The following is a 21,236-nucleotide window of genomic DNA, read 5'->3' as shown; positions in this document are numbered from 1 at the left end:
CACGCTATTGCGTGGATATGATCGGAGCGCCATGACCGACGCCGTAAAGTCCTTTCCTTTCAGTGCTGCCACCATTGCCGAGTTTGCGCTGGCCATCGGCAGCTTTGCGATCGGTACAGGCGAATTCGCCGCCATGGGCTTTCTGCCCGACGTAGCCAATTCATGGCAGGTCACCATGCCAGAGGCAGGCCGGATCATCAGCGCCTACGCTCTCGGCGTCGTGGTCGGTGCGCCGTTGATCGCCGTTGTCGGCGCGCGGTTGTCGCGGCGCTGGCTATTGCTGGTTCTGATGGGGCTTTTTGCGGCGGGAAATCTTGCCAGTGCGTTGGCGCCGAGCTTTGCCGGTCTGGTGATCCTGCGGTTCATCACCGCTCTACCGCACGGCGCGTACTTCGGTGTCGCGGCGTTGGTCGCCGCCGGCATGGCGCCGCCGGACGGGCGCGCGCGCGCCATCGGTCGGGTCATGTTGGGTCTGACCGTGGCAACGCTGGTCGGGACGCCGGTCGCCACGTGGGCGGGGCAAGCGCTCGGCTGGCGGACCGCCTTCGGCGTGGTCGGCGCGCTGGGCTTGTTGACCGTGGCGCTCGTTATGCTCTGCGTTCCCCGCGACCAGCCGAAACCCGGTGCCAGCCCACTCAGGGAACTGGGCGCCTTGCGCCAGCCGCAGGTCTGGCTGACGCTGGCTATTGGAGCCACCGGCTTCGGCGGCATGTTTGCCGTGTTCAGCTATATTACGCCGACTTTGATCGAGGTGTCGGGTATTCCGGAAAGCGGAGTTCCCTTCGTTCTCTGCGTCTTCGGCGCTGGCATGATCGCGGGCAATATCGTCGGTCCTAAGCTGGCCGACCGGGCTCTGCTGCCGACAATCGCCGGCTTGCTCGCCTGGAACATCCTGGTGCTGGCGCTCTTTACCGTGGCCGTGAAACATCCGGTGACGGCGGTCGCTGCCATCTTCCTCATCGGCACCGGTTTTGCGGTGGTGCCGGCCCTGCAAACGCGCTTGATGGATGTCGGCAAGGAGGCACAGACGCTGGCCGCCGCCCTCAATCATTCTGCTTTCAACATCGCCAATGCGCTTGGCGCTTGGCTGGGCGGCGTGGCGATCGCTGCTGGCTTTGGCTGGGCATCCACCGGCTGGGTTGGCGTGCTGCTCGGGCTTGTCGGCTCAGCCGTGTTCGTGCTGTCGATGCTGATCGAACGGAAAACAGGTGATGCCGGGGTACGGCTTGGCCACTGAAGCTGCCTCAACCGGCCCGTTCATTCGCCAGCGGCTTGAGCATTCCAGCGTAAACGCTGCCATCCGAGCCAGGGATAGGAATGGCGCCGACGGCCCGGGCGTAGAAGTCGACAGGCCCAGCCCAGCCAATGGCAGCGTAGCCGTAGCCACGTTCGCGCATGGCAAGAAGCGTCTTCAACAGCAAGGCTCGGCCAATGCCGAGGCCACGCGCTGCTTCGTCAACGCCGGTGGGGCCGAAGAAGCCGAGGGCGATCGCGTCATAGCAGGCAAAGCCCAGGAGCTTGCCGTCCTGGACGGCGATCAGACAGGCGTTGGGATCGCGTGAAAAGGCGACCTGCGCCTCGCTCACCCAGCCGGCACTGAAGCGGGGCGCGATCCAGGCACGGATAGTGTCGAGTTCAGGCGCCAGTGCCCGACGGATGACGATGCCGTTTTCGGCAAGCTTTCGCTCGAGGCCGAGATCGGCGACGACATCGTAGAGCTTCACCAGGAGATCCATGGTTGCATCCTTGCCACGGGAAGGTTTTGCCGGCTGGGCATCAGGTTGTCCGGTCACGGGATGTACCAGCGTGGGTCGCGGGACGTCCAGCGCTATCGCGCACAAAGATACTGATCTTGCCGCGAGCTGCGGCTGCTACCTTGCTCAGCCGCGCAGGAAGGTGCGCGGCGGCTCGCCGAATTCCTCGCGGAAACTCGCCGTGAAAGCGCTCGGTGACGAGTAGCCGAGCGACATGGCCACCGCGGTGGTGCTGTCGCCCCGTTCCAGCCGCTCGATGGCGGCGAGGAGGCGCAGCCGGGCCCGCCAGCGGCGGTAGGTGAGGCCGGTTTCCTCGGCGAATAAGCGCTCCAGCGTCCGTATGCTGGCCCCGACAAAACTGGCAAGCTCGGCGAGCGGCCGGCGGTCATCGGGATGTTCGCCAAGGTGGCGGGTGAGACGGACGAGTCGCGGGTCGCGGCCGCCGGGTAGGTGCAGCGGCGCTTCTTCGAGCCGGTCGAGCTCGTCGATCATCACGTCGCAGAAGCGCAGGCGGCGCGTTTCGTCGGGTTCCTCGGCGAGGATCGCTTCCAGCCGAAGCGTGAGCTCGCGCATCAAGGCCGTCACGGCGAGGACGGCGCAACGGTCGAGGCGCGGAGCTCCGGCTCGCACGGTACGTGACGGATCGACGAAGACGTGCCGCACCTCGGCCCGTGTCTCGCTCGCCACCTGATGGCGAGTACCGCCGGGAATCCATACGGCATGCGTCGGAGGGACGATCCAGACGCTGTGGTCGCTGATGATGCGCAGCACGCCTTTTCTTGCCCAGGCATACTGGCCACGAGGATGGGTGTGCGGCCGTACGATGCGGTTGGCGACCAGCGTTTGGCTGCGGATCAGCAGCGGTCGGTCCGGATCGATGATGTAGGACACCGGCGATGGTTCGAAGAATGGCGTGTCGGCGACATTTTTTGGCATGATGGCAATCTAACGCCACCACCGGCTTTCCGGTAGTGTGCCGGCTCGAATTCATGTTTCACGGTTCCAGGGACTCGATCATGGTCACGCTCAGCCAATTGACGCTCCGCCATTTCATTTTGGCTGCGGTACTCCTGATCGCGGCGGCCGTTGCCATCGTCTCGCCGGCGGCCCTTGGTCCATCGGGTGGCGTGACGCTCGCCATCGTCCTTGTCACGCTCGGGCTTTGGGCGACGGCGCTGGTGCCGGGCTATTTCGCCAGCCTTCTGCTCTTCGTGTCGGTGTTGATTGCCGGCTTGCAGCCAGCGCCGCTGGTGTTCTCGGGTTTTGCCTCGGCGGCGGTATGGCTGATCATATCCGGCTTCGTGATCGGAGCGGCCATCAACGCCACCGGCCTTGACGGTCGCCTTGCCGCCGTCATCGCGCCGCTCCTGACGCAAAGCTATCCGCGTCTGATCGGCGGGCTGATGCTCGCCTCGATGATCCTCGGCTTCCTGATGCCGTCATCGGTGGGGCGTGCCGTGGTGATGGTGCCGATCGGCATGGCGATCGCCGATCGCTGTGGTTTCGCCAAAGGCTCCAACGGACGCATCGGCATTGCCGCTATTCTCGCCATTGGTTGCAACATGCCAAGCTTCGCGATCTTGCCGGCGAATATTCCGAACATGGTTCTTGCGGGTTCGGCAGAAACCATCCTCGGTATCCATTTCTCTTACACAGCCTATCTTCTGCTTCACTACCCCGTGCTGGGAATCGTGAAATCGATCGTCACCGTGGGCGTGGTGCTTGCGCTCTTTCCGGCCAAGGTCGGTGAGCCGCTCGGCACGACCGCGACAGCCGCTCAGAACGGCAAGGCGGGGCAGGGCAAGGTGATCGTCATCCTGCTCGTTACCTTGCTGTTCTGGATGACCGACAGCTTGCATGGCATCAACTCCGCCTGGGTCGGCCTTGCCGCTGCGGTGCTGTTGCTGGCGCCGCGTGTCGGTGTGGTAAGCCCGCCGGCTTTCCGGCAGTCGATTGATTTCGGCCTCTTGTTGTTCGTCGCTGGAGCACTGGCGCTTGGCGCCGTGGTCAATGCCTCCGGTCTTGGCAGCAAGCTCGGTGCCTTTCTGACCTCCATGTTGCCGCTGGCACCAGGGCATGACGCAGCCAACTTTTTCTCGCTGACCTTCCTGTCCTTCGTCACCGGCATGTTCACGACGGTGCCGAGCGCACCGGCGGTGTTGACGCCAATGACCGGTGATCTCGCGACCCTCACCGGCTACAGCGCCATGACGGTGCTGATGACACAGGTGGTCGGTTTCTCGACGGTGCTGTTTCCCTATCAGGTCGGCCCGCTCGTTGTGGCGATGCAGCTGTCCGGCGAAAAGCTCGACCATCTCGTCAAGGTGACGGTGCCGCTTGCGCTGATCACGCTCGTGGCGCTGGTGCCGATCGACTTCCTGTGGTGGAAGGCGCTCGGCTGGTTGTGACCGTGCGCCTCTTGAGAATGGGGTGCGGCTTCCCAAATCTCCCTGAGATGTCGGCTCCGCCGGCACAGCCAGGGAGACGCCGACATGCCTGCCGCTCTTCGAGGGATTCTGCTCGCTACAGCGACCATCGTCAGCCTGACGGCCATACCGGCGAGTGCCGCGCCGGATAACGCCGGCCCCAATAAAGTGACGACCAAGGTACCGTTCCAGACCCAAACAGTGGCGCGCTTCGATCTGCCGTGGGCAATCGCCATGATCGACGCCGACCGACTGATCGTCACCACCAAGCCGGGCAAGATGTTCCTGGTCGATCACCGAGGCGGCGACCCGGTCGAGGTTGCGGGCGTGCCGAAGGTTGAGCATGCCGGACAGAACGGTTTGCTCGACGTGGCACTCGCCCCGGATTTTGCCCAGAGCCACCGCATCTATTTCACCTATGTCGAGCCGGGCGATGGTGGAAGTTCGCTGGCGCTCGCCCGTGCGGAGCTGAAGGAACAGAAGGGTTCTGCGCGGCTCGACGGCATGGAGGTCATCTGGCGGCAGATGCCGAAGGGCAAGGGTGGTCAGCCAGGCGGCATCATCGCCTTTGCGCCCGACGGCAAATCGCTATTCCTAACCTCCGGCGATCGTATGCGCCCGGAAACGGCGCAGAACCCCGATCTGGCGCTCGGCAAGGTATTGCACCTGACGCTCGACGGCAAACCGGCGCCGGGCAATCCGGACGCAAAGGCGGGCGGTGTCCGCGCCGAGACGTGGACCACCGGCCATCGCAATCCCTATGGTTTGGCCTTTGCCCCCGATGGTCGTCTCTGGCTGGATGAGATGGGGCCGAAGGGCGGCGACGAACTCAATCTGATCGAGCCAGGCGTCAACTACGGCTGGCCGGAGGTGTCCTACGGCGACAACTACAACGGAACGCCGATCCCCAAGCCGCCGACCCGACCGGAGTTCCGCGAACCGGCGCTTTATTGGAATCCGGTGATCGCGCCGGCTGGTCTTGCCTTCTACGAGGGTGATCTTTTCCCTGCCTGGAAGGGCTCGGCTTTGATCGGTGGGCTCAAGACGCAATCGCTGTCGAGGGTGACCATCAAGGGCGATACCGCCCATGAAGATGAACGCTTTGCCATGGAAGGGCGCATCCGCGATGTGGCGGTGGCCCCCGATGGTGCGGTCTGGGTGATTGAGGATGCTAATCCCGGGCGTCTTCTCCGGCTCAGTCCCCGTTAAAGCACTCCGGCTTTAAAGGTGTCGCTCGATCCAATCGGCGGCGAGCGTCGGCCAGCTCGCTTCGCTGCCGGTGGTTGACCGCAAGGCGAAGCCGTGAGGTGCCAGACCGAAGATGTGCGCGTCGACGTCAAGTTTCTGCGCGGCCGCCGTCTCGATGAAGCTTAGCGCGTGCTGGATCGGTACCGATGCGTCGGCCAGGGCATAGGCAAGAAACACTGGCATTTTCGGGATGGCGTGCGGGTGACCCGAAAGGCCGATCGGCCAGTCGTCGTAGAAGTCCTGCTTTTCGACCGGCGGATAGTCCGGCTTGCCTTCGGGATACTTGTGCCGCCGATGGTTGGCGTTGAGAGGGGCATAGGCAATGATGGCGCCGCGCACATCGGTGCCGGTCGTCTGGCAGGCCATGACGCCGGCCATATGTCCGCCTGAAGAGAGACCGACGTGGAACAGTGGCAGGGTCGTAGGCAGATGGCGGAGCGCAGCGAGGCTATCCACCAGCGCGATGTCCTTGGGCTGAACGCCGCCCTTGCCATCCGGCTGGCCAGGCAGGCGGTGAACCAGTACATGGGCATCGATGCCGAGACTGTTCAGCCAGAGCGCCACCTCGACACCCTCCTTGTCGATGAACAGGGAGGTGTAGCCGCCGCCGGCATAGATCAGCGCCTGGGCGCGTGGAGCAGTTGCCGTGTAACTCCACAATTCGGCACGCGACACTAAGGTAAGGCGCCGGTCCGGCCACTCACCTTCAATGATGTTCGTGGCACCACTGGACAGAGCGGTGCTGACGGGCATGTTGGCCATGGTGACGGACGTTTCGATTTGGGTTGTCCATATATATGTCGGATCGAGATGTCAGTTGATCCGCTTGCCAGTCTCTCCGTCGAAAATATGCAGCGCTTCGACGTCGAGCGACAGCGTTACATCGCTGCCGACGGGCGCGCGGGTCCGCGGCGGCAGGGTAGCAACGAGACGCTGGCTGCCAACGCTGCCTGAGAGGATCAGCTCGGGACCGGTGAGCTCGGTCACGTCGCAGCGAAGCGTCAGCGGTAGGCCGCCGGCCTCGGCCCGGAAAGACTCTGGCCGGATACCAAGTTTGAGGCTGCCGCCGGTCGGCAGGCCGGCCAGGAGCGAGGGGGGAACGGGGATCACCGTGTCGCTGCCGGCAACCAGCAGGCCGTTATTTGTGGCAACCACGTCAAGAATATTCATCGGCGGTGCGCCGACGAAGGTGGCGACGTAGAGCGTGGCCGGCCGGTTATAGATCTCCTCAGGCGTACCGAGCTGTTCGATCTGGCCGTTACGCATCACGGCGATGCGGGTCGCCAGCGTCATCGCCTCGATCTGGTCGTGGGTGACGTAGACGACGGTGGTCTTCATCATCTGATGCAGGCGCTTGAGTTCGGTGCGCATCTCCATGCGGAGCTTGGCATCGAGGTTCGAAAGCGGCTCGTCGAACAGGAAGAGCTTGGGATTGCGGACCAGCGCACGGCCGATGGCGACGCGCTGGCGCTGGCCACCGGAAAGCTGGCTCGGCCGGCGGTCGAGCAGTGGCTCGATCTGCAGAAGGCGCGCCGCCTCAGCGACCGCCTTCTCACGTTCGGCAACCGGAACCTTCCGCATTTCCAGGCCGAAGCCGATGTTCCGGCGTACCGAGAGGTTGGGATAGAGTGCGTAGGACTGAAACACCATGGCGATGTCGCGGTCCTTGGGATGCACGCCGATCAGCGAACGGTCGTTGAGGCGGATGTCGCCGCCCGTCGGCTCGGCGAGCCCGGCAATGATATTCAGCAGGGTCGACTTGCCGCAGCCAGAGGCCCCGAGCAGCACGAGGAACTCGCCGCTTTCCAGGGAGATATCGATGCCTTTCAGTGTCTCAACCTCACCGAAGGACTTGCGGATGTTATCGACGACAAGGGCGCTCATGAACGGGACTCCGGCGGGGCGTAACGGCGCGGATAGGTGGAGACAGCAAGCGAGGCGGTCGCGGCACCCGCTTTGAGGCTTTCTTCGAGCGACTTGCCAGCGGCCAATGCCGCCAGGAAGCCGGCATTGAACACGTCGCCGGCTCCGATGGTGTCGATCACTTTCACCTTCGGCGCAGGCACTTCAACAATGCCGGCACTGGAGGCTGCCAAGGCACCGTGAGGGCCGCGCTTGACGACGGCGACGGCGTTCTCCGGCATCAGGTCCAGCATGGCACGAGCGGCGTCACGCACGTCGTCCTGGCCGGTGATCGAGGTCGTCTCGACCTCGTTGAAGAGGGCGATGGCCGAACGGGCGAGCCAGCCCTTGGCTGCCGCTATGATTTCTGGCGTCCAGCCGGCCGGAGGCCAGCCGGTGTCGAGGGCAACGCGGATGCCGAACTTGTCGGCCCAGTCGTAGAGCTGGCCATATTCCTGCGACAGCTTGGGCATCAGGAACGGACCGGCGAACAGAGCCAGGCCACCGCGATGAGCTTCGCCATCGAGAACCGCGAGCACGTCGGCGGCCCCATAATGCGGCAGGTGGCCCAGCGTGGTGAAGAAGGTACGCTCACCATCGGGATGGGTGATGCCGACGGAGATGGTGGTGTTCTCTTCGTGAACGCGCCAATGCTTCGACTGTTCGCCAAACTCGCTCGCCAGCCATGTGCCGAATCGATCGTTGCCGATGCTGGCCGCCAGCGCGAAAGGTATGCCGAGCGCTTTCAGGACCAGCGCCGAGTTGCCGGCGCAGCCACCGACCCTGAGTTCGTCATGATCGACGATGATCTCGGTGCCTGGCTGCGGCCAGGGCGCGGCGGGACCGAGGATCAGATCGACGTTGACGTTTCCAATGACAGCGATCGGCTTCACTTATTCGCTCCGGGTAATCTTGTTCGAGCGGACGGGCGTACCAGCATTCTCGACACGCTCGGCAGCGAAGGCGACCATCAGCGTCTGCGCAGCCGGCAGCAGGGCGAAGACGGCGGCTATTCCGCTGGCAGGCTTGACGGCAACAGTCACCGCGCCGGCGACTGGCGGCTCACCGGAAGCATCGAAAATCACCACCGGAGCGCCTGCGGCCAGGATTTCGCCAGCCATGCCGGCGATGAGCGGCGACGTCGGGTCCTTGGCCCGGAACAGCACCGCGCCAATTTCCGGCGACAGCATCTCCATCGGTCCGTGCCGGAGCTGGCCTCCCTCATGCGAGAAGCAGGGCCGCCGCGACAGTTCGGTGAACCCAAGGGCAATGGCTTCGGCAACGCCCTGCAGGCTGCGGCCGGAGGTGACGATGTTGCGCACCTTCTTCAAGGCGGCCAGCGCGGCCGACAGGTCGGGCGCCTCTGGCGCCTTCAACACGGCGAGTGCCGGTTGGGCGTCGGCGCCGAGCGCAGCGAGAATGGCAAGATGGAGCGCGAACGTCAGGGTCAGGCTGCGTGTCGCGGCGAAGGCCAGTTCCGAACCACCGGCGGCGACCAGGGCCGGGGCGGCCTTGCCGAGGAAGGAGCCGCCCTCGAGCGTCAGGGCGAAGGTGTCGGCGGTACCGCCGGTTTCCTTGAACCAGCGAACCACCTCGACGCTTTCGCCGGACTGCGAGGTGACGAAGATCGTGCGCCCCGCCAGCGGCAGCGGCGCGGCGAGCTGCTCGGATACCGGCAACGACACGGCATCGATGCCGAGAGCGCGATAGTAGGGCTCCACGGCGCGGGCGACGGCGTGCGAGCCGCCCATGCCGAGCATCAACAGGCGACCGGTCTTCTTGAGCGAGGCGGCGGCGCGGGCGGCCACCTCGCGGTTGGTCTCGAAGGAGGCGAGGGCGTCGGCGTGCTGGCGTGCCATTTCGCGGTCGATGGCGAGAAGGCTTTCGGGACGGGAGGCAGTCATGATGTTGTCCTTAAGGTTCAGCCTTTGACGCCGCCGGAGGTAAGGCCGGAAATCAGCGCCCGCTGCATGACGAGGCCGACGACCACTGGCGGCAGCGCGGCGAGCACGCCGGCCGTGGCGATCAGGCCGTAGTCGGAGACGCGCCCGCCGGCGAGGTCGGCGATGGCGACGGTGAGCGTCTTGGCCCGCTGGTCGGAGGTGAACAGCAGGGCATAGAAGAACTCGTCCCAACCCAGCAGGAAAGCGAACAGCGCTGAAGTGGCCACCACCGGCATGGCGAGCGGCAAGGTAATGATGCGGAGCGTCTGCCACAGGCTCGCGCCATCGATGACCGCGGCCTGCTCGATTTCACGCGGAATACCGTCGAAGCCCGACTTCATCAGCCAGGTGGTGAAGGGGGCGAGAATGGTGAGATAGACGAGTGCCAGGCCGAACACGCTGTTGAGCAGGCCGAAATTGGAAAGCGCCATGTAAAGCGGCACGGCGAGCGCTACCGGCGGCAGCATGTAGGTGGCGATCACCACCGAGAGCGACCAGCCGACCGAGGGAGTGCGCGAAACGGCCCAACCGGCCGGAACGGCAAGCGCTATGGCGGCCAGGGTGGCCATGCCGGCCACTATCAGGGAATTCCTAAGGCTGGCCATGAAGGCGGCGCCGGCGCTGTTCTCGGTGGTGGATAGGAGGGTGGCGTAGCGCGAGAAATCCATGGCGGCGGGCCACCACTTGAGCGGCTTGGCGGCGAGATCGGCGGCCGGCGAAATGCTCATCACGAACAGCCAGACGAGCGGCGTCAGGATAACCGCCGCCAACAGCAACGCCGCCACGTGCAGAAACAAGCGGAAGAGGGGGCTCTGGCGTTCCATCAGGTGGCGCTCCCGGCAACTTTCTTCACAGCGGTGCCATAGGCAATGGCCAGCACGGTGATGATCAGCGTAACGATCAGGGCCAGCGAGGCGCCCGAGCCTGCCCGTTGAAAGGAAAAGGCTTCCTGATAGACGAGGATCGACATGGTGCGCGTCGAGTTGGCAGGCCCGCCGCGCGTCATCACCCAGACGATGTCGAATACTTTGAAGGCTTCGATGGTGCGCAGCACCAACGCTACCATCAGCGGGCCCGCAAGATAGGGCAGCGTGACGAAGCGAAAGCGGGAAAAGGCGCTGGCGCCATCGACATAGGAAGCGGCGATGACATCGCGCGGCACGGCCTGCAGCGCCGCCAGCGCGATCATGGCAACAAGGGGAAAGTTCTTCCAGCAGTCGGCGACGATCAGTGCCGTCAGGGCAGTGCCGGGCTCGCCAAGCCAGGAGCGATAGCTGTCGAGGATGCCGAGCTGGGTCAGTGCCGCGTTGAGGGCACCGTATTCGGGATTGTAGATCAGCCGCCACAGGGTGGCGTTGACGACGGTCGGCAACGCCCAGGGAAGGATCAGCAGGGCGCGAAGCAGCGTGCGGCCATAAAATTGCTGGTTCAGCAACAGGGCGGCGAGCACGCCGAACACCATTTCCGTCGTCACCACCACCACGGCAAAGAAGGTGGTCGTGAAGAGGGTGCGACCAAATGCGTTGCCGGAAACGAGGCGGACGTAGTTATCGAAGCCGACATAGCTGCCGGACGTGCCCACCAGCTTGGCGTCGGTGAAGGAAAGCTGCACGGTGTCGGCCAACGGCCAGCCGATGACGGCCACCATGACGATGAGGAGCGGCAGCATAAGTAGCCACGCCCGGGTGGTGATCCAGGTGCCGGACATCCGGTGTCCTCGTCGAAAAATCACAATCGGGGAACCGGGCGCCAGGGGCGCCCGGTATGATCAGATGCTCAGAGGCCGCTGTTGTCGGCGGCGGTCTTCAGCGCGTCTTCGGGGCTCGACTGACCAAGCAGGGCTTCCTGGATCGCCTGCTGCAAGGCAACCGAGATCTCCTGATACTTCGGCGTGGTCGGCCGCGGATACATGGCGGCAAGACCGACCTTGGCGGCGGCAATCAGCTCTTCCTGGCCCTTGGTGACGGCCGGATCCGCATAGGACGACGCCCAGATCGGCAGGCTCAGCTTGGCATAGGCGTTCTGAGTCTGCTGCGAGGTCATGTACACGATGTACTTCCACGCCTCGTCCTGATGCTTGCTGGCCGTGGTGACGCCCAGACCCATCGAACCGTTGACCGCCGAGGCCTCGCTCTTGCCGGCAACACCCGGCGCCGGTACGACCCCGACCTTGCCCGCGACCTTGGAGTCCTTCGGGTCGTTGGCCATGTTGTACATGTAGGTCCAGTTGAGGGCGAAGGCGGCATCGCCGTTCTCGAACACCTTGCGGACGTCCTCTTCCAGGAATTCCTTGGAGTTCGGGTTGGTGACGCCGGACTTATAGGTGTTGACCATGTACTTCAGCGCATCGAGACCGCCGCCCTGTTGGAAGGCCGGCTTGCCGTCCTTCAGGAAGTCGCCGCCGAAGGCGCTCACCAGCGTGGTGTAGTCGCAGATGGCGGCTTCCGCCTGTGCCCAGCTCCAGGCGATCGGTGTGGCGAGGATACCCTTATCCTTGATGATCTTGGCATCGGCGGCCAGTTCGTCCCACGTCTTGGGAGGGTTGGCAATGCCGGCCTTGGAGAGGATTTCCTTGTTATAATAGAGATACTTGGTGTCGAGGATCCACGGCATGCCGTAGAACTTATCGTTGTATTTGACGGTCGTCCAGGCACCGGGCAGCACGCCCTTCTTCATCTCGTCGGTGATTTTCGAGGAGACGTCGACCAGCACATTGTTGGCCGCGAATTCGGCCGGCCAGATCACGTCGAACAGCACGACGTCATAGGCATTGCCGGCGCCCTGGGCGAGCACGGTCTTGTCGTGCAGGCCTTCGTAGGGAACGAATTCGAGATTGACCTTGATGTCGGGATTGGCCTTGGTGAAGGCCTCGGTCATGGCGCGAACATCGGCCTCGCTATAGGCGGCCTGGGCCATGAACAGCGCGTTGATCTGCGTTTCGGCGAAAGCCGGAACGGAAAGCGGTGCCGTCAGCAGCGTCGCTGAGAGAAGTGTCCTGCCGAAAAACCTGTTCATTGTGGGCTCCCTTTGGTCGGTGACTACGCGGAAGGGATCGCGGCGGCAATCTACCGCCACGATCGGTCATTTGATGGCCCGAGAAGGGCCGCTGGATGGAGCGTCGTCACACCTTTGGGGCGGACTAGCGTTCCCCGGAACTCTGTGGTTCCTTATTAAGTCAAATCGCTTGACTTATTCGTGGGCGAAATATCAACTGCTGTCAAGATGGATTTGGGCATGAACGAACAGCGGTCGATCCGCGCCAAGAGTGGCGCCAATCAGGAGGGCACCGGTGCCCACAACCGGCGCGTTATCATCGACGCGCTCCGGGTAAACGGGGCGTTGTCGCGCGCCGATCTCGCCCGCGCCACCGGCCTCACCAAGCAGGCCGTTTCCAACCTCGTCGAAACGCTGGAGAACGAGGGCCTCGTCGCCTCCGAGGAACTGGTCCGCAAGGGCAGGGGGCAGCCATCCACGCCCTATCGGCTCGTGGCGGAGGGCGCCTATTCCATCGGTCTGCAAATCGACCGTCACGTCAGCCGCGTCATCGTCGTCGATCTCGTCGGCAACATCCTGGCGCGTGCCACCGCCAAGGTGCCGCCGCGGTCGCCTGAGGAAGGCGCCGAGGTCGTGCTCGATCTTCTCGCCGGCGTGAGGACGGAATTCGCGGCCGGACGTCCGGATGCCGAGGCACGCATTGCCGGCATCGGTGTCGCCATGCCCGGCCCCTTCGGAGTCGAGATCGCCGATGACAGTCTGTGGCTGATGCAGGCTTGGCAAAGTTTTCCACTGCTGGATCGGCTCGCCGCCGGCACCGGCCTTGCCGTCAGCCTGCAGAACGATGCTGCCGCCTGTGCCACCGCCGAGCGCATGTTGGGGGCCGCCCACGGCCTCGATCACGCCGTCTGCATCTATATCGGTTACGGCATTGGCGCCGGGCTTATTCTGGGAGGCGAGCTCTACAGCGGCGCCCATGGGAACGCCGGCGAAATCGGCATGGTCCTGTTCGGCGGGCCTGACAGGCTGACCCCGCTGGAACACCGCGCGTCCATCGCCTCGCTCTATGGTGTGCTCGGTATCGACCCGGCCGACCCAGGACAATTCGACAAGCTCGACGCGCTCGTTCTGGGTGGTGATCGGCGCGTCGGCGAATGGATCGCGCGTGCGGCTCATGACCTGAGGCTCGCGGTTCACACTGCGGAGACGCTGTTCGACCCGCAGACGGTGATCTTGTCGAGCGGCGTACCGGGCTCGCTGATGCCCAGGCTGATCGCGGCTATCGAGCCGCTACGCCCTTCGCTGTCTCCGACGGCCAGCCGCACCATTCCCCGCCTCCGGCTTGGCATGACCGACCCCTGGGCGGTGGCGATCGGCGCTGCTGCCGATCCCATCCGTCGCGCTTTCGACCCGAGCTTTTCGGCGATCCTGAAGCGCCAGGGAGAATGATGGGGCGCCAATCCAACAAATTTCCTGACAGAGAATTGTCATCTCCTGCTGTTTGCCGTTAATCTTTCAACGTCACGGGCAAATAAAAAACAGCCTATCGCGCTTCCAGGGGAACAAGCACCATGACCAACCGCATTATCCGCGGCTTCGCCGCCGCTGCGTTCTTTGCTGCTTCGATCGTCACCCTTCACGCCGAGGAGACGTTGAAGATCGGCACTGAGGGCGCCTATCCGCCCTTCAACTATGTGGATACCGACGGTTCCATCAAAGGCTTCGATGTCGAGATCGGCTTGGCCCTCTGCGCCAAGATGAAGGCAAAGTGCGAGGTGGTGGCCCAGGATTGGGACGGCATCATCCCGGCGCTGCTCGCCAAGAAATACGACATGATCATCGCTTCGATGTTCATCACCGAGGAGCGCAAGAAGGTCGTCGACTTCACCAAGCCCTACTACAAGGCGGCGATGACCCACGTGGTGCCGAAAGACAGCGGCCTCACCGAGTTCTCCGATGCGGCGCTTTCCGGCAAGATCATCGGCGCGCAGGCCGGCACGACGCAGGCCGAGTACATCGAGAAGACCTACCCCAGCGCCACGCTGAAGACCTACCCGACGCAGGACGAGGCCAACCTCGACCTCGCTGCCGGCCGCCTCGATCTGCAGGTTGGTGACTTCCTGCCGATGTTCGACTGGGTGGGGAAAGAAGCTGGTGCCTGCTGCAAGCTGGCCGGTGAGCCGATTACCGATCCCGCCTTCGTGGGCGAGGGCGTCGGCATCGCCGTCCGCAAGGAGGACGGTGCGCTCAAGGAAGCCATCAACAAGGCGATCGACGAGGTGGTGGCCGATGGAACCTACAAGACGATCAACGACAAGTACTTCAAGATCAACCTCTACTCGCTGAAGTGACCCAGGGCAGGGGCTCCGCCCTTGCCGACCGATCCCGGCGGGCCGGAAGTGTTTTCCGGCCTGCATCCGTCTTCTCACGAAGGACAATGCCCCTTCCGGTTGTTGCACCTTGACGGACGGTTCGTCTATGACAGCGCTTTCCATCAAGGTGTCCGAATGGCCAGCTCTCTTCCCGTCTATCGCTTCGATTCCTTTATTGTCCGCACGCCGTCGTCCTCGGTGGTCAACGGTCTTCGCGCCGATGATCGTGGCAATCCCACCCACGCGGGCGTTCTCGCCGAGCATGCCGCCTATATCCACGCGGTAAGCCAAGCCGGGGTAGAAGTGACGGTGCTGCCGCCGCTCGAAGCTTTTCCCGATTCCATTTTCGTCGAGGACCCGGCGCTGGTGTTCCCGGAAGGCGCCATCCTGCTGCGTCCGGGTGCGGCGACCCGCGCCGGTGAGACGGCCGAGATTGCGCCGGTGCTGAAGCGTCTGTTCAAGACCGTGCTCGACCTGCCGCGCGGCTTTGCTGACGGCGGCGACGTGCTGACGACGCAAAAGAGCGTGATGATTGGCCTGTCCGCCCGCACCAACCGCGAGGGTGCCGAAGCGCTGATCGAGTGCCTCGCCAAACTCGGCCGCAAGGGCGAGATCGTCGAGACGCCTAAAGATGTCCTGCACTTCAAGACCGACTGCTCGCTTCTTGACGAGGAAACCGTGCTGACCACCGAGCGTCTTGAGCGGTCGGGCGTGTTCAAGGGCTTCAAGACGCTGCTGGTGCCGGCTGGCGAAGAGGCGGCCGCCAACGCGCTGCGCGTCAATGATGTGGTTTTCGTCGGTTCCGATTATCCGCGCACGGCCGAGCTTCTGCGGACCAATGGCTACACCGTCGTGCCGCTCAAGACGACGGAGATCGGCAAGATCGACGCAGGCCTCTCCTGCATGTCGCTGCGCTGGCGTCGCGGCTGAGTTCTTTGTTTGTGCATCGGGTTCTCCGAAAACCGGGGTTCCACTTTTCGGTCCGATGCTCCAGCACTTGATGTCAAGGAAAAGGGGAACGTCCCAAATGTCGAATATCGTTGTGAAAGCGGCGTTGGCGGTTGCCATCGCCTCGTCGGTTGCCTTGCCGGCACTGGCGGAAGATGTGATCCGGATCGGCATGACGCCGGAGCCCTATCTGCCCTACGGCCAGGTCAATGCCGCCGGCCAGTGGGAAGGTATCGAGGCCGACATCACCCATGCGCTCTGCGAGCGCATGAAGGTGAAGTGCGAGATCTCGGCCATGGCCTTCGACGGCTTGCTGCCGGCACTGAAGGAAAACAAGCTCGACGTGGCGGTCGGCGCCTTCTCGATCACCGACGAGCGTCGTCAGACGGTGGACTTCAGCGCCTCCTACTATACCGAGGGAACGTCGCTGGTCGGTCCGAAGTCGGAGCAGGTGACGATCGGAACGGTCGACGCACCCGACGGCGCCAAGATCCTCGACCCCAAAGCCTTTGATGGCAAGGTTGTTGGCGTGCAGGCGTCGACCGTCCAGCACCAGTACATGACCAAGTACTATCCGAACGTCGAGGTGAAGGCTTACGACACCGCGGACAACTCGATGGCGGACCTCGCTGCCGGCCGTATCGACTTCGTGCTGTCGCCGGATCTCTATCTCCACACCTTCCTCGCGACCCCGCAGGGTGCAGACTTCGACATCAAGGCCGCTGCGCCCACCAACAAAGCGCTGGGCGAGGGCGTTGGCTATGTGGTCAAGAAAGGCGATGCAGCGACCCTGAAGAAGGTCGACGATGCGCTCGCCTCGATCAAGGCCGATGGCACACTCGACAAGAGCATCGCCCATTGGATCGACGGCAAGTAAGCCGTGACTTCCAACCGCCGCCGATCCCCGATGGAGCCGGCGGCGGTTTGCTTTTTCGGATAGCGCGATGGATGGCACTCTCTCATTGCTCGCTTGGGGCGATACGGGCTGGAGCGACGACCTCTTCTGGGGCATCGTCACCACACTCAAGGTGTCGGTGTCGGCCTATCTGATCGCTCTGGTCTTCGGCGCGATCTGTGCCGCCGGCAAGCAATCGTCCTGGCGCGCCGTTCGGTTCATTGCCGGCGTCTACACCACGGTGGTGCGGGCGCTGCCCGAGCTTCTCGTTATCCTGCTGCTCTATTTCTCCATCGCCTCGGGCATCGAGCGGCTGGTCAAGGGCCTTGGCCTTGCCGGCGATAACTTCCAGGTCAGTCCGTTCTGGGCGGCCGTGGTGGCTCTTGCCTTTGTTTCCGGCGCCTTCTTGGCCGAGGTTCTGCGCGCGGCCTATCTTGCCGTGCCGCTTGGCCAGATCGAGGCGGGATTGGCGCTCGGCATGCATCGATGGCTCATTCTCGCCCGCATCGTCGCGCCGCAGATGATCCGTCATGCCATTCCCGGCATGGGCAACCTCTGGCTGGAAATGACCAAGGAGAGCGCCATCATCTCGGTGCTCGGTGCGTTCAACGATCTGCTCTACGTCGGTTACCGGGCGGCGGCCGGCACGCGGCAATATATTTTCTTCTATGGCCTCACTGCCGTTCTGTTTCTGATGATCACGGCGGTGTCCGTCTGGGCGATCTCCCGCATCGAACGGCGCTTCTCGCGGGGCTTCCGCTGATGGAAGCGCTCACTCACGTCTTAACTTTCCTGCCGTCGCTTGTGGCGGCCATGCCGCTGACCCTGTTCCTGACGGTGACGGGTGTTGTCTTCGGCCTGTTGATGGGTACGGCCACGGCCGTCGCCATGGTCTACGGCACGCGGATCTCGGCTTGGCCGGCCAAGGCCTTCACCTTCGCCTTCCGCGGCACGCCGCTCCTGGTTCAGCTCTACCTGATCTATTACGGGCTCGGGCAAGTCCTGCCCGGCACGTTCATCCGCCATTCCTTCCTGTGGCCTTATCTGCGAGACGGTCTCTGGTATGCCGTCTTCGCGCTGTCGCTCAATCAAGCCGCCTACAATGCCGAGGTGATCCGTGGTGCCATCCTTGCGGTGCCCAAGGGCCAGACCGAGGCGGCAATGGCAGTGGGCATGCGGCCTTTCACCATTCTGAGGCGCATCACGCTGCCGCAGGCACTGAGGCTCTGCCTGCCGGTGCTGACCTCCGACGTCATCATTCTCCTGAAGTCGACTTCGCTGGCTTCCATGATCACCATCATGGAAATGATGGGCACAGCGCGCATGCTGCAGCGCCAGTCGCTGTTGATCTTCGAGCCGCTGATCGCTGCCGGTCTTCTCTATTTTGCCGTGGTCGTGGTGCTGACGCGCGTCATGACCGAGGTCGAGCGTCGCCTGACGCTCTATCGCCAGCCGGCGCGGCCGCAGCAGGGATAGATCATGAGTGAGATCGCCTTTCGGTCCTTCCTGCCGGAGCTGGTCGCCATTCGTCGTCGTCTGCATCAGATGCCGGAGACCGGCTATGAGGAGCGGCAGACGTCGGCCTTCGTTGCCGATCTGTTGTCCGGCTGGGGCCTTGAGGTGACGCGCGACATCGCTGCCACCGGCCTTGTGGCGACGCTCGACCGGGGCGGTGACGGAAGAGCCCTCGGCCTTCGGGCGGACATGGACGGCTTGCCGGTCACCGAGGAGACCGGTGCGGTTTACGCCAGTCGCACGCCGGGCATGATGCACGCCTGCGGCCATGACGGCCACACGACCATGCTGATCGGTGCCGCCTTTCGTCTCCTCCAGGACGATGACTTTCGCGGCAAGGTGCATTTCATCTTTCAGCCAGCCGAGGAGACTGCCGGCGGTGCCGCCCGGATGATCGAGGAGGGGCTGTTCGAACGCTTTCCTTGCGATGCCGTTTTTGCGCTGCACAACTATCCGGGCCTGACCTCTGGTCGTTTTTCGGCCAAGCCCGGAGCGATGATGGCGGCCATCGACGCAGCGACGCTGACGGTGCGCGGTGCGGGCGGCCATGGCGCCCGGCCTGAGGATACGGTCGATCCGGTGGTGGCGGCATCGAGCGTCGTCATGGCCTTGCAGACGGCCGTGTCGCGCAACGTGCCGCCGCAGGAAGCCGGCGTGATCACCATCGGCGCCTTCCATGCTGGTTCGGCCTGCAACGTCATTCCCGACGAGGCGGTGCTGGAGGTCAGTCTGCGCGCCACCGATCCGGCTGTTCGCACCCGATTGTGCCGACGGTTCGAAGAGATCGCCCAGGCGCAAGCGACAAGCTTCGGCGCCGAAGCGCGCATCGACTGGCAAGTCGGCTATCCGGTTACCATGAACGATGCGGCCTCGGTGGATCTGGCGGCGGCGGCGGTGCGTGACGCCTTCGGCGAAGACGCCTTCGAGCCGCTCGACCGGCCGATGATGGGCAGTGAGGATTTCGCCTTCATGCTGGAAAAGGTGAAAGGGGCCTATCTCTTCCTCGGTAACGGGGACAGTGCGGGGCTGCATAGCAGCCGCTACGACTTCAACGATGCGCTCCTCGAACGTGGTCCCATCTTCTTCCACGCGCTGGCGAAGCGTTTTTTTGCCTGACCTTACTTGAGGAGGGCGATCAGCTCGTCGGTGGTGCCGGTCTCGGCGATCCACGGAAAGATTAGCTCGATGCTGCGCCGATGCGCCTCCAGGTTGGAATCGGCCATGGCGTCGACGGGTAGGGCGACATTGTAGCCGAGCTCGTGGGCGAAACGGGCTGTCGATTCAACGCCTCGGCTGGTGGAAATGCCGCAGACAACCACTCCGGTGACACCAAGATCGTGCAGGCGCTTGTCGAGATCGGTGCCGGTAAAGGCGCCCCAGGTTTTCTTGCTGATACGGACATCATCGGGCGCGTGACCAAGCTCGGGAAGCAGCTCGGCCCAGTCGGCCGGACGTTCACCGCCAGCTGGCTTCTTATCGGTACGGCCCGGTGCGCCACCAAGCACATTGACCAGCACGACCGGCCGCCTATTGGCCCGGAAGCTCTCGATGAGTTTGACGGCATTGGCTATTGCCGGTCGCGCCACTTCCTGTGGTGGCAAGGCGGCAATGCCTTTCTGAAGATCAATGACAATGAGGGCGGTGCGGTCGTCTATTGTCGTAAATGGCATGGTTGGAAATCCCTTCGTAATCGATTGAGGACGAAAAACGTAGTGTATCAGCAATTACGGCGTGTCGATGACGGCGTTTCCAGCGGAAGATGATGCTGGCTTAAGACGAAAAGCGTAGACCGGGCGCCGGGGCTGCTATCGTTTCTCTACGGACTAGAAACTTTTCGCGAATATTCTAGTTATGCTGCACTGAGTCGCATCTCGAGCATTCGCCATCGGATCATTATGGGTAAAGCTACTGCAAACGGGAAGGTCCAGCATCAGGTCGCCGCGCTGCCGTTTCGGCGGAGCGCGAACGGCGAGGTGTCGGTGCTGCTCGTTTCCTCGCGCGAGACCCATCGGCCACTGATCCCCAAGGGATGGCGCATGAAGGGCAAGAGCGACCGCAAGGCTGCCGCCATCGAGGCGATGGAAGAGGCGGGCGTGCTCGGCACGCCGTCAAAGACTCCGATCGGTCGCTATCGCTATTGGAAGCGCCTTGAAGATTGTTTCACGCTGGTCGACGTCGATGTCTACAGCCTTGAGGTCAAGGAAAATCTCTCCGATTGGCCGGAACGAACCCAACGGCAGCGGCAATGGATGAGCTGCAAAGACGCCGCCGTGGTGGTGGACGAACCGGGACTTGCTTCCATCCTGCAGTCGTTTCGGATCCCAGCATAACGAACCGACGCCGCTAGCCCTTTTCAGCCACGACCACGACGAATTGACTGTCTTCGCGCAGGGCGGTCAGCTCCATCGCCGATTCCGGAAGAAGTCCGTCTATGCGGCGATTTTTCAAGCGGTAGACGATCTGACCTCTCGTTGAGACGATGCGGCGGTTCAGCGGTCTGAGCAGGTCTTCAATCTGACCAAGTGTAAAATGCCGGACGTGATACCGGAAAAGATCGGCGTTCGCGCTGAAGTTCAGTGTGTCCTCCAGCGGGAAGGAAACAATCAAGGGGCCGTTTGTCGCTTGGTCGATCGTCCGGATGAAACGCTCGTAGTCCTCGACATGCTCAATGGACTCAAAGCAGACGGCGAAGTCCACGCTGCCTGGAGCGATATCGAAAGGAAAGTAGGCTTGCCGGAAGACCGTACGCGCCCCGGCGAAGGCTTGTTCTGCCAAGGCCACGGCCTCGTCTGAACCATCGATGCCAACCATTCGGCACCCGGCAATTTCCGAGAGCATGCGCGAGCCGTAGCCGTTTCCGCAAAACAGATCGATGCCCGTGGAGTTGCAGGCGGCGGCGATATTGCTGCTGATCCACCGAGCTGCAAATTCATATCGGCTGCGGTGATCCTCTCTGATTTTGGCGACATCCGAGGCTGTTTGCCGCTCGCCGCTTGCCAGGCTGAAGTTCCTGATGACAGGCGGCGGTTGCTGTCCGCTCACGAACATGTCGGCAAGCGCCAGACGCGTTCCCGGCGAGGCCGGATTGATGGCCAGCGCTTTCCATAGGTCATGTACGGCGCGTTTCGGCGATCCCGACGACGCGTAAGCGATAGCCCGCAGAAGCCGACCGTCGACGTTGAGCGGCTGTTCGGAAAGACCTGCGTCGAGCAGCTCGATGGCCGCCACGAAATCACTTC

The 21,236-nt window shown here is 63.3% G+C and carries 22 protein-coding genes; 11 read left to right on the top strand and 11 right to left on the bottom strand.

Features of this window, described 5'->3' with window-relative positions; all coding sequences use genetic code 11:
* Positions 1 to 31: 31 nt before the first annotated feature.
* Positions 32 to 1,237, top strand: a complete 1,206-nt coding sequence (locus G522_RS26550) for an MFS transporter (RefSeq protein WP_051228586.1) — start codon at positions 32 to 34, stop codon at positions 1,235 to 1,237.
* A 7-nt stretch (positions 1,238 to 1,244) separates the two neighbouring features.
* Here the strand turns inward: G522_RS26550 and G522_RS0111845 are convergent, their stop codons facing one another.
* Both G522_RS0111845 and G522_RS0111840 read right to left on the bottom strand, forming a co-directional pair.
* Positions 1,245 to 1,736: a GNAT family N-acetyltransferase gene (locus G522_RS0111845; protein WP_026791235.1), complete on the bottom strand. Its 492-nt coding sequence runs from the start codon at positions 1,734 to 1,736 to the stop codon at positions 1,245 to 1,247.
* A 144-nt stretch (positions 1,737 to 1,880) separates the two neighbouring features.
* Positions 1,881 to 2,690: an AraC family transcriptional regulator gene (locus G522_RS0111840; protein ID WP_026791234.1), complete on the bottom strand. Its 810-nt coding sequence runs from the start codon at positions 2,688 to 2,690 to the stop codon at positions 1,881 to 1,883.
* Between the two features lie 80 nt (positions 2,691 to 2,770).
* Between G522_RS0111840 and G522_RS0111835 the strand changes: the two genes are divergently transcribed.
* Both G522_RS0111835 and G522_RS0111830 read left to right on the top strand, forming a co-directional pair.
* A complete protein-coding gene (locus tag G522_RS0111835) occupies positions 2,771 to 4,162 on the top strand; it encodes an SLC13 family permease (RefSeq protein ID WP_036839027.1) in 1,392 nt (463 codons plus the stop codon).
* 84 nt (positions 4,163 to 4,246) lie between these two features.
* On the top strand, positions 4,247 to 5,389 hold the full coding sequence (locus G522_RS0111830; protein ID WP_036839024.1) for a PQQ-dependent sugar dehydrogenase: 1,143 nt from the start codon (positions 4,247 to 4,249) through the stop codon (positions 5,387 to 5,389).
* Between the two features lie 12 nt (positions 5,390 to 5,401).
* On the opposite strand, the gene G522_RS0111825 is transcribed toward G522_RS0111830, so the two are convergent.
* The 7 genes from G522_RS0111825 to G522_RS0111795 form a co-directional block, all read right to left on the bottom strand.
* Positions 5,402 to 6,190, bottom strand: a complete 789-nt coding sequence (locus G522_RS0111825; protein WP_210162920.1) for an alpha/beta hydrolase family protein — start codon at positions 6,188 to 6,190, stop codon at positions 5,402 to 5,404.
* A gap of 51 nt (positions 6,191 to 6,241) precedes the next feature.
* Entirely contained in the window at positions 6,242 to 7,312 is a 1,071-nt protein-coding gene (locus G522_RS0111820) for an ABC transporter ATP-binding protein (protein ID WP_026791230.1), read from the bottom strand.
* Positions 7,309 to 8,223: a carbohydrate kinase family protein gene (locus G522_RS0111815; RefSeq protein WP_026791229.1), complete on the bottom strand. Its 915-nt coding sequence runs from the start codon at positions 8,221 to 8,223 to the stop codon at positions 7,309 to 7,311. The genes G522_RS0111820 and G522_RS0111815 overlap by 4 nt, the downstream gene beginning before the upstream one ends.
* On the bottom strand, positions 8,224 to 9,234 hold the full coding sequence (locus G522_RS0111810) for an SIS domain-containing protein (RefSeq protein ID WP_026791228.1): 1,011 nt from the start codon (positions 9,232 to 9,234) through the stop codon (positions 8,224 to 8,226).
* A 17-nt stretch (positions 9,235 to 9,251) separates the two neighbouring features.
* A complete protein-coding gene (locus tag G522_RS0111805) occupies positions 9,252 to 10,097 on the bottom strand; it encodes a carbohydrate ABC transporter permease (RefSeq protein ID WP_026791227.1) in 846 nt (281 codons plus the stop codon).
* Complete coding sequence (locus G522_RS0111800; protein WP_026791226.1) at positions 10,097 to 10,981, bottom strand: carbohydrate ABC transporter permease; 885 nt, start codon at positions 10,979 to 10,981, stop codon at positions 10,097 to 10,099. The genes G522_RS0111805 and G522_RS0111800 overlap by 1 nt, the downstream gene beginning before the upstream one ends.
* Positions 10,982 to 11,049: 68 nt before the next feature.
* Positions 11,050 to 12,288, bottom strand: coding sequence for an extracellular solute-binding protein (locus G522_RS0111795; protein ID WP_026791225.1), 1,239 nt, complete (start codon positions 12,286 to 12,288; stop codon positions 11,050 to 11,052).
* Between the two features lie 219 nt (positions 12,289 to 12,507).
* On the opposite strand from G522_RS0111795, the gene G522_RS0111790 reads away from it, so the two are divergent.
* The 7 genes from G522_RS0111790 (at position 12,508) to G522_RS0111760 (ending at position 19,113) form a co-directional block, all read left to right on the top strand.
* Entirely contained in the window at positions 12,508 to 13,716 is a 1,209-nt protein-coding gene (locus G522_RS0111790; RefSeq protein WP_026791224.1) for an ROK family transcriptional regulator, read from the top strand.
* A gap of 122 nt (positions 13,717 to 13,838) precedes the next feature.
* A complete protein-coding gene (locus tag G522_RS0111785; RefSeq protein WP_026791223.1) occupies positions 13,839 to 14,618 on the top strand; it encodes an ABC transporter substrate-binding protein in 780 nt (259 codons plus the stop codon).
* Between the two features lie 156 nt (positions 14,619 to 14,774).
* Positions 14,775 to 15,569, top strand: coding sequence for a dimethylarginine dimethylaminohydrolase family protein (locus G522_RS0111780; protein WP_026791222.1), 795 nt, complete (start codon positions 14,775 to 14,777; stop codon positions 15,567 to 15,569).
* 97 nt (positions 15,570 to 15,666) lie between these two features.
* A complete protein-coding gene (locus G522_RS0111775; protein ID WP_026791221.1) occupies positions 15,667 to 16,464 on the top strand; it encodes a transporter substrate-binding domain-containing protein in 798 nt (265 codons plus the stop codon).
* 67 nt (positions 16,465 to 16,531) lie between these two features.
* On the top strand, positions 16,532 to 17,245 hold the full coding sequence (locus G522_RS0111770; protein WP_026791220.1) for an ABC transporter permease: 714 nt from the start codon (positions 16,532 to 16,534) through the stop codon (positions 17,243 to 17,245).
* Positions 17,245 to 17,958 carry an ABC transporter permease gene (locus G522_RS0111765; protein WP_026791219.1) on the top strand — a complete coding sequence of 238 codons (714 nt, stop codon included), beginning with the start codon at positions 17,245 to 17,247 and terminating at the stop codon, positions 17,956 to 17,958. Before G522_RS0111770 ends, G522_RS0111765 begins: the two co-directional genes overlap by 1 nt.
* Before the next feature lie 3 nt (positions 17,959 to 17,961).
* Positions 17,962 to 19,113, top strand: a complete 1,152-nt coding sequence (locus tag G522_RS0111760; protein WP_026791218.1) for a M20 aminoacylase family protein — start codon at positions 17,962 to 17,964, stop codon at positions 19,111 to 19,113.
* Positions 19,114 to 19,115: 2 nt separating this feature from the next.
* On the opposite strand, the gene G522_RS0111755 is transcribed toward G522_RS0111760, so the two are convergent.
* A complete protein-coding gene (locus tag G522_RS0111755) occupies positions 19,116 to 19,667 on the bottom strand; it encodes an isochorismatase family protein (RefSeq protein WP_026791217.1) in 552 nt (183 codons plus the stop codon).
* Positions 19,668 to 19,892: 225 nt separating this feature from the next.
* Between G522_RS0111755 and G522_RS0111750 the strand changes: the two genes are divergently transcribed.
* Entirely contained in the window at positions 19,893 to 20,327 is a 435-nt protein-coding gene (locus tag G522_RS0111750) for an NUDIX hydrolase (protein ID WP_036839020.1), read from the top strand.
* Between the two features lie 13 nt (positions 20,328 to 20,340).
* On the opposite strand, the gene G522_RS0111745 is transcribed toward G522_RS0111750, so the two are convergent.
* A complete protein-coding gene (locus tag G522_RS0111745) occupies positions 20,341 to 21,225 on the bottom strand; it encodes a class I SAM-dependent methyltransferase (protein ID WP_245586645.1) in 885 nt (294 codons plus the stop codon).
* Between the last annotated feature and the right edge of the window lie 11 nt (positions 21,226 to 21,236).

Source organism: Pleomorphomonas oryzae DSM 16300, from assembly GCF_000422965.1.
Taxonomy (GTDB): domain Bacteria; phylum Pseudomonadota; class Alphaproteobacteria; order Rhizobiales; family Pleomorphomonadaceae; genus Pleomorphomonas; species Pleomorphomonas oryzae.
The sequence above is the reverse complement of the archived record's forward strand: the minus strand, read 5'-3'. Positions and strand labels throughout refer to the sequence as shown.

What these genes read in the sequence shown, in the direction of transcription:
- G522_RS26550 (WP_051228586.1), top strand. Translation starts at nt 32, where the DNA reads ATGACCGACGCCGTAAAGTCCTTTCCTTTCAGTGCTGCCACCATTGCC.
- G522_RS0111845 (WP_026791235.1), bottom strand. Translation starts at nt 1,736, where the DNA reads ATGGATCTCCTGGTGAAGCTCTACGATGTCGTCGCCGATCTCGGCCTC.
- G522_RS0111840 (WP_026791234.1), bottom strand. Translation starts at nt 2,690, where the DNA reads ATGCCAAAAAATGTCGCCGACACGCCATTCTTCGAACCATCGCCGGTG.
- G522_RS0111835 (WP_036839027.1), top strand. Translation starts at nt 2,771, where the DNA reads ATGGTCACGCTCAGCCAATTGACGCTCCGCCATTTCATTTTGGCTGCG.
- G522_RS0111830 (WP_036839024.1), top strand. Translation starts at nt 4,247, where the DNA reads ATGCCTGCCGCTCTTCGAGGGATTCTGCTCGCTACAGCGACCATCGTC.
- G522_RS0111825 (WP_210162920.1), bottom strand. Translation starts at nt 6,190, where the DNA reads ATGGCCAACATGCCCGTCAGCACCGCTCTGTCCAGTGGTGCCACGAAC.
- G522_RS0111820 (WP_026791230.1), bottom strand. Translation starts at nt 7,312, where the DNA reads ATGAGCGCCCTTGTCGTCGATAACATCCGCAAGTCCTTCGGTGAGGTT.
- G522_RS0111810 (WP_026791228.1), bottom strand. Translation starts at nt 9,234, where the DNA reads ATGACTGCCTCCCGTCCCGAAAGCCTTCTCGCCATCGACCGCGAAATG.
- G522_RS0111805 (WP_026791227.1), bottom strand. Translation starts at nt 10,097, where the DNA reads ATGGAACGCCAGAGCCCCCTCTTCCGCTTGTTTCTGCACGTGGCGGCG.
- G522_RS0111800 (WP_026791226.1), bottom strand. Translation starts at nt 10,981, where the DNA reads ATGTCCGGCACCTGGATCACCACCCGGGCGTGGCTACTTATGCTGCCG.
- G522_RS0111795 (WP_026791225.1), bottom strand. Translation starts at nt 12,288, where the DNA reads ATGAACAGGTTTTTCGGCAGGACACTTCTCTCAGCGACGCTGCTGACG.
- G522_RS0111790 (WP_026791224.1), top strand. Translation starts at nt 12,508, where the DNA reads ATGAACGAACAGCGGTCGATCCGCGCCAAGAGTGGCGCCAATCAGGAG.
- G522_RS0111785 (WP_026791223.1), top strand. Translation starts at nt 13,839, where the DNA reads ATGACCAACCGCATTATCCGCGGCTTCGCCGCCGCTGCGTTCTTTGCT.
- G522_RS0111780 (WP_026791222.1), top strand. Translation starts at nt 14,775, where the DNA reads ATGGCCAGCTCTCTTCCCGTCTATCGCTTCGATTCCTTTATTGTCCGC.
- G522_RS0111775 (WP_026791221.1), top strand. Translation starts at nt 15,667, where the DNA reads ATGTCGAATATCGTTGTGAAAGCGGCGTTGGCGGTTGCCATCGCCTCG.
- G522_RS0111770 (WP_026791220.1), top strand. Translation starts at nt 16,532, where the DNA reads ATGGATGGCACTCTCTCATTGCTCGCTTGGGGCGATACGGGCTGGAGC.
- G522_RS0111765 (WP_026791219.1), top strand. Translation starts at nt 17,245, where the DNA reads ATGGAAGCGCTCACTCACGTCTTAACTTTCCTGCCGTCGCTTGTGGCG.
- G522_RS0111760 (WP_026791218.1), top strand. Translation starts at nt 17,962, where the DNA reads ATGAGTGAGATCGCCTTTCGGTCCTTCCTGCCGGAGCTGGTCGCCATT.
- G522_RS0111755 (WP_026791217.1), bottom strand. Translation starts at nt 19,667, where the DNA reads ATGCCATTTACGACAATAGACGACCGCACCGCCCTCATTGTCATTGAT.
- G522_RS0111750 (WP_036839020.1), top strand. Translation starts at nt 19,893, where the DNA reads ATGGGTAAAGCTACTGCAAACGGGAAGGTCCAGCATCAGGTCGCCGCG.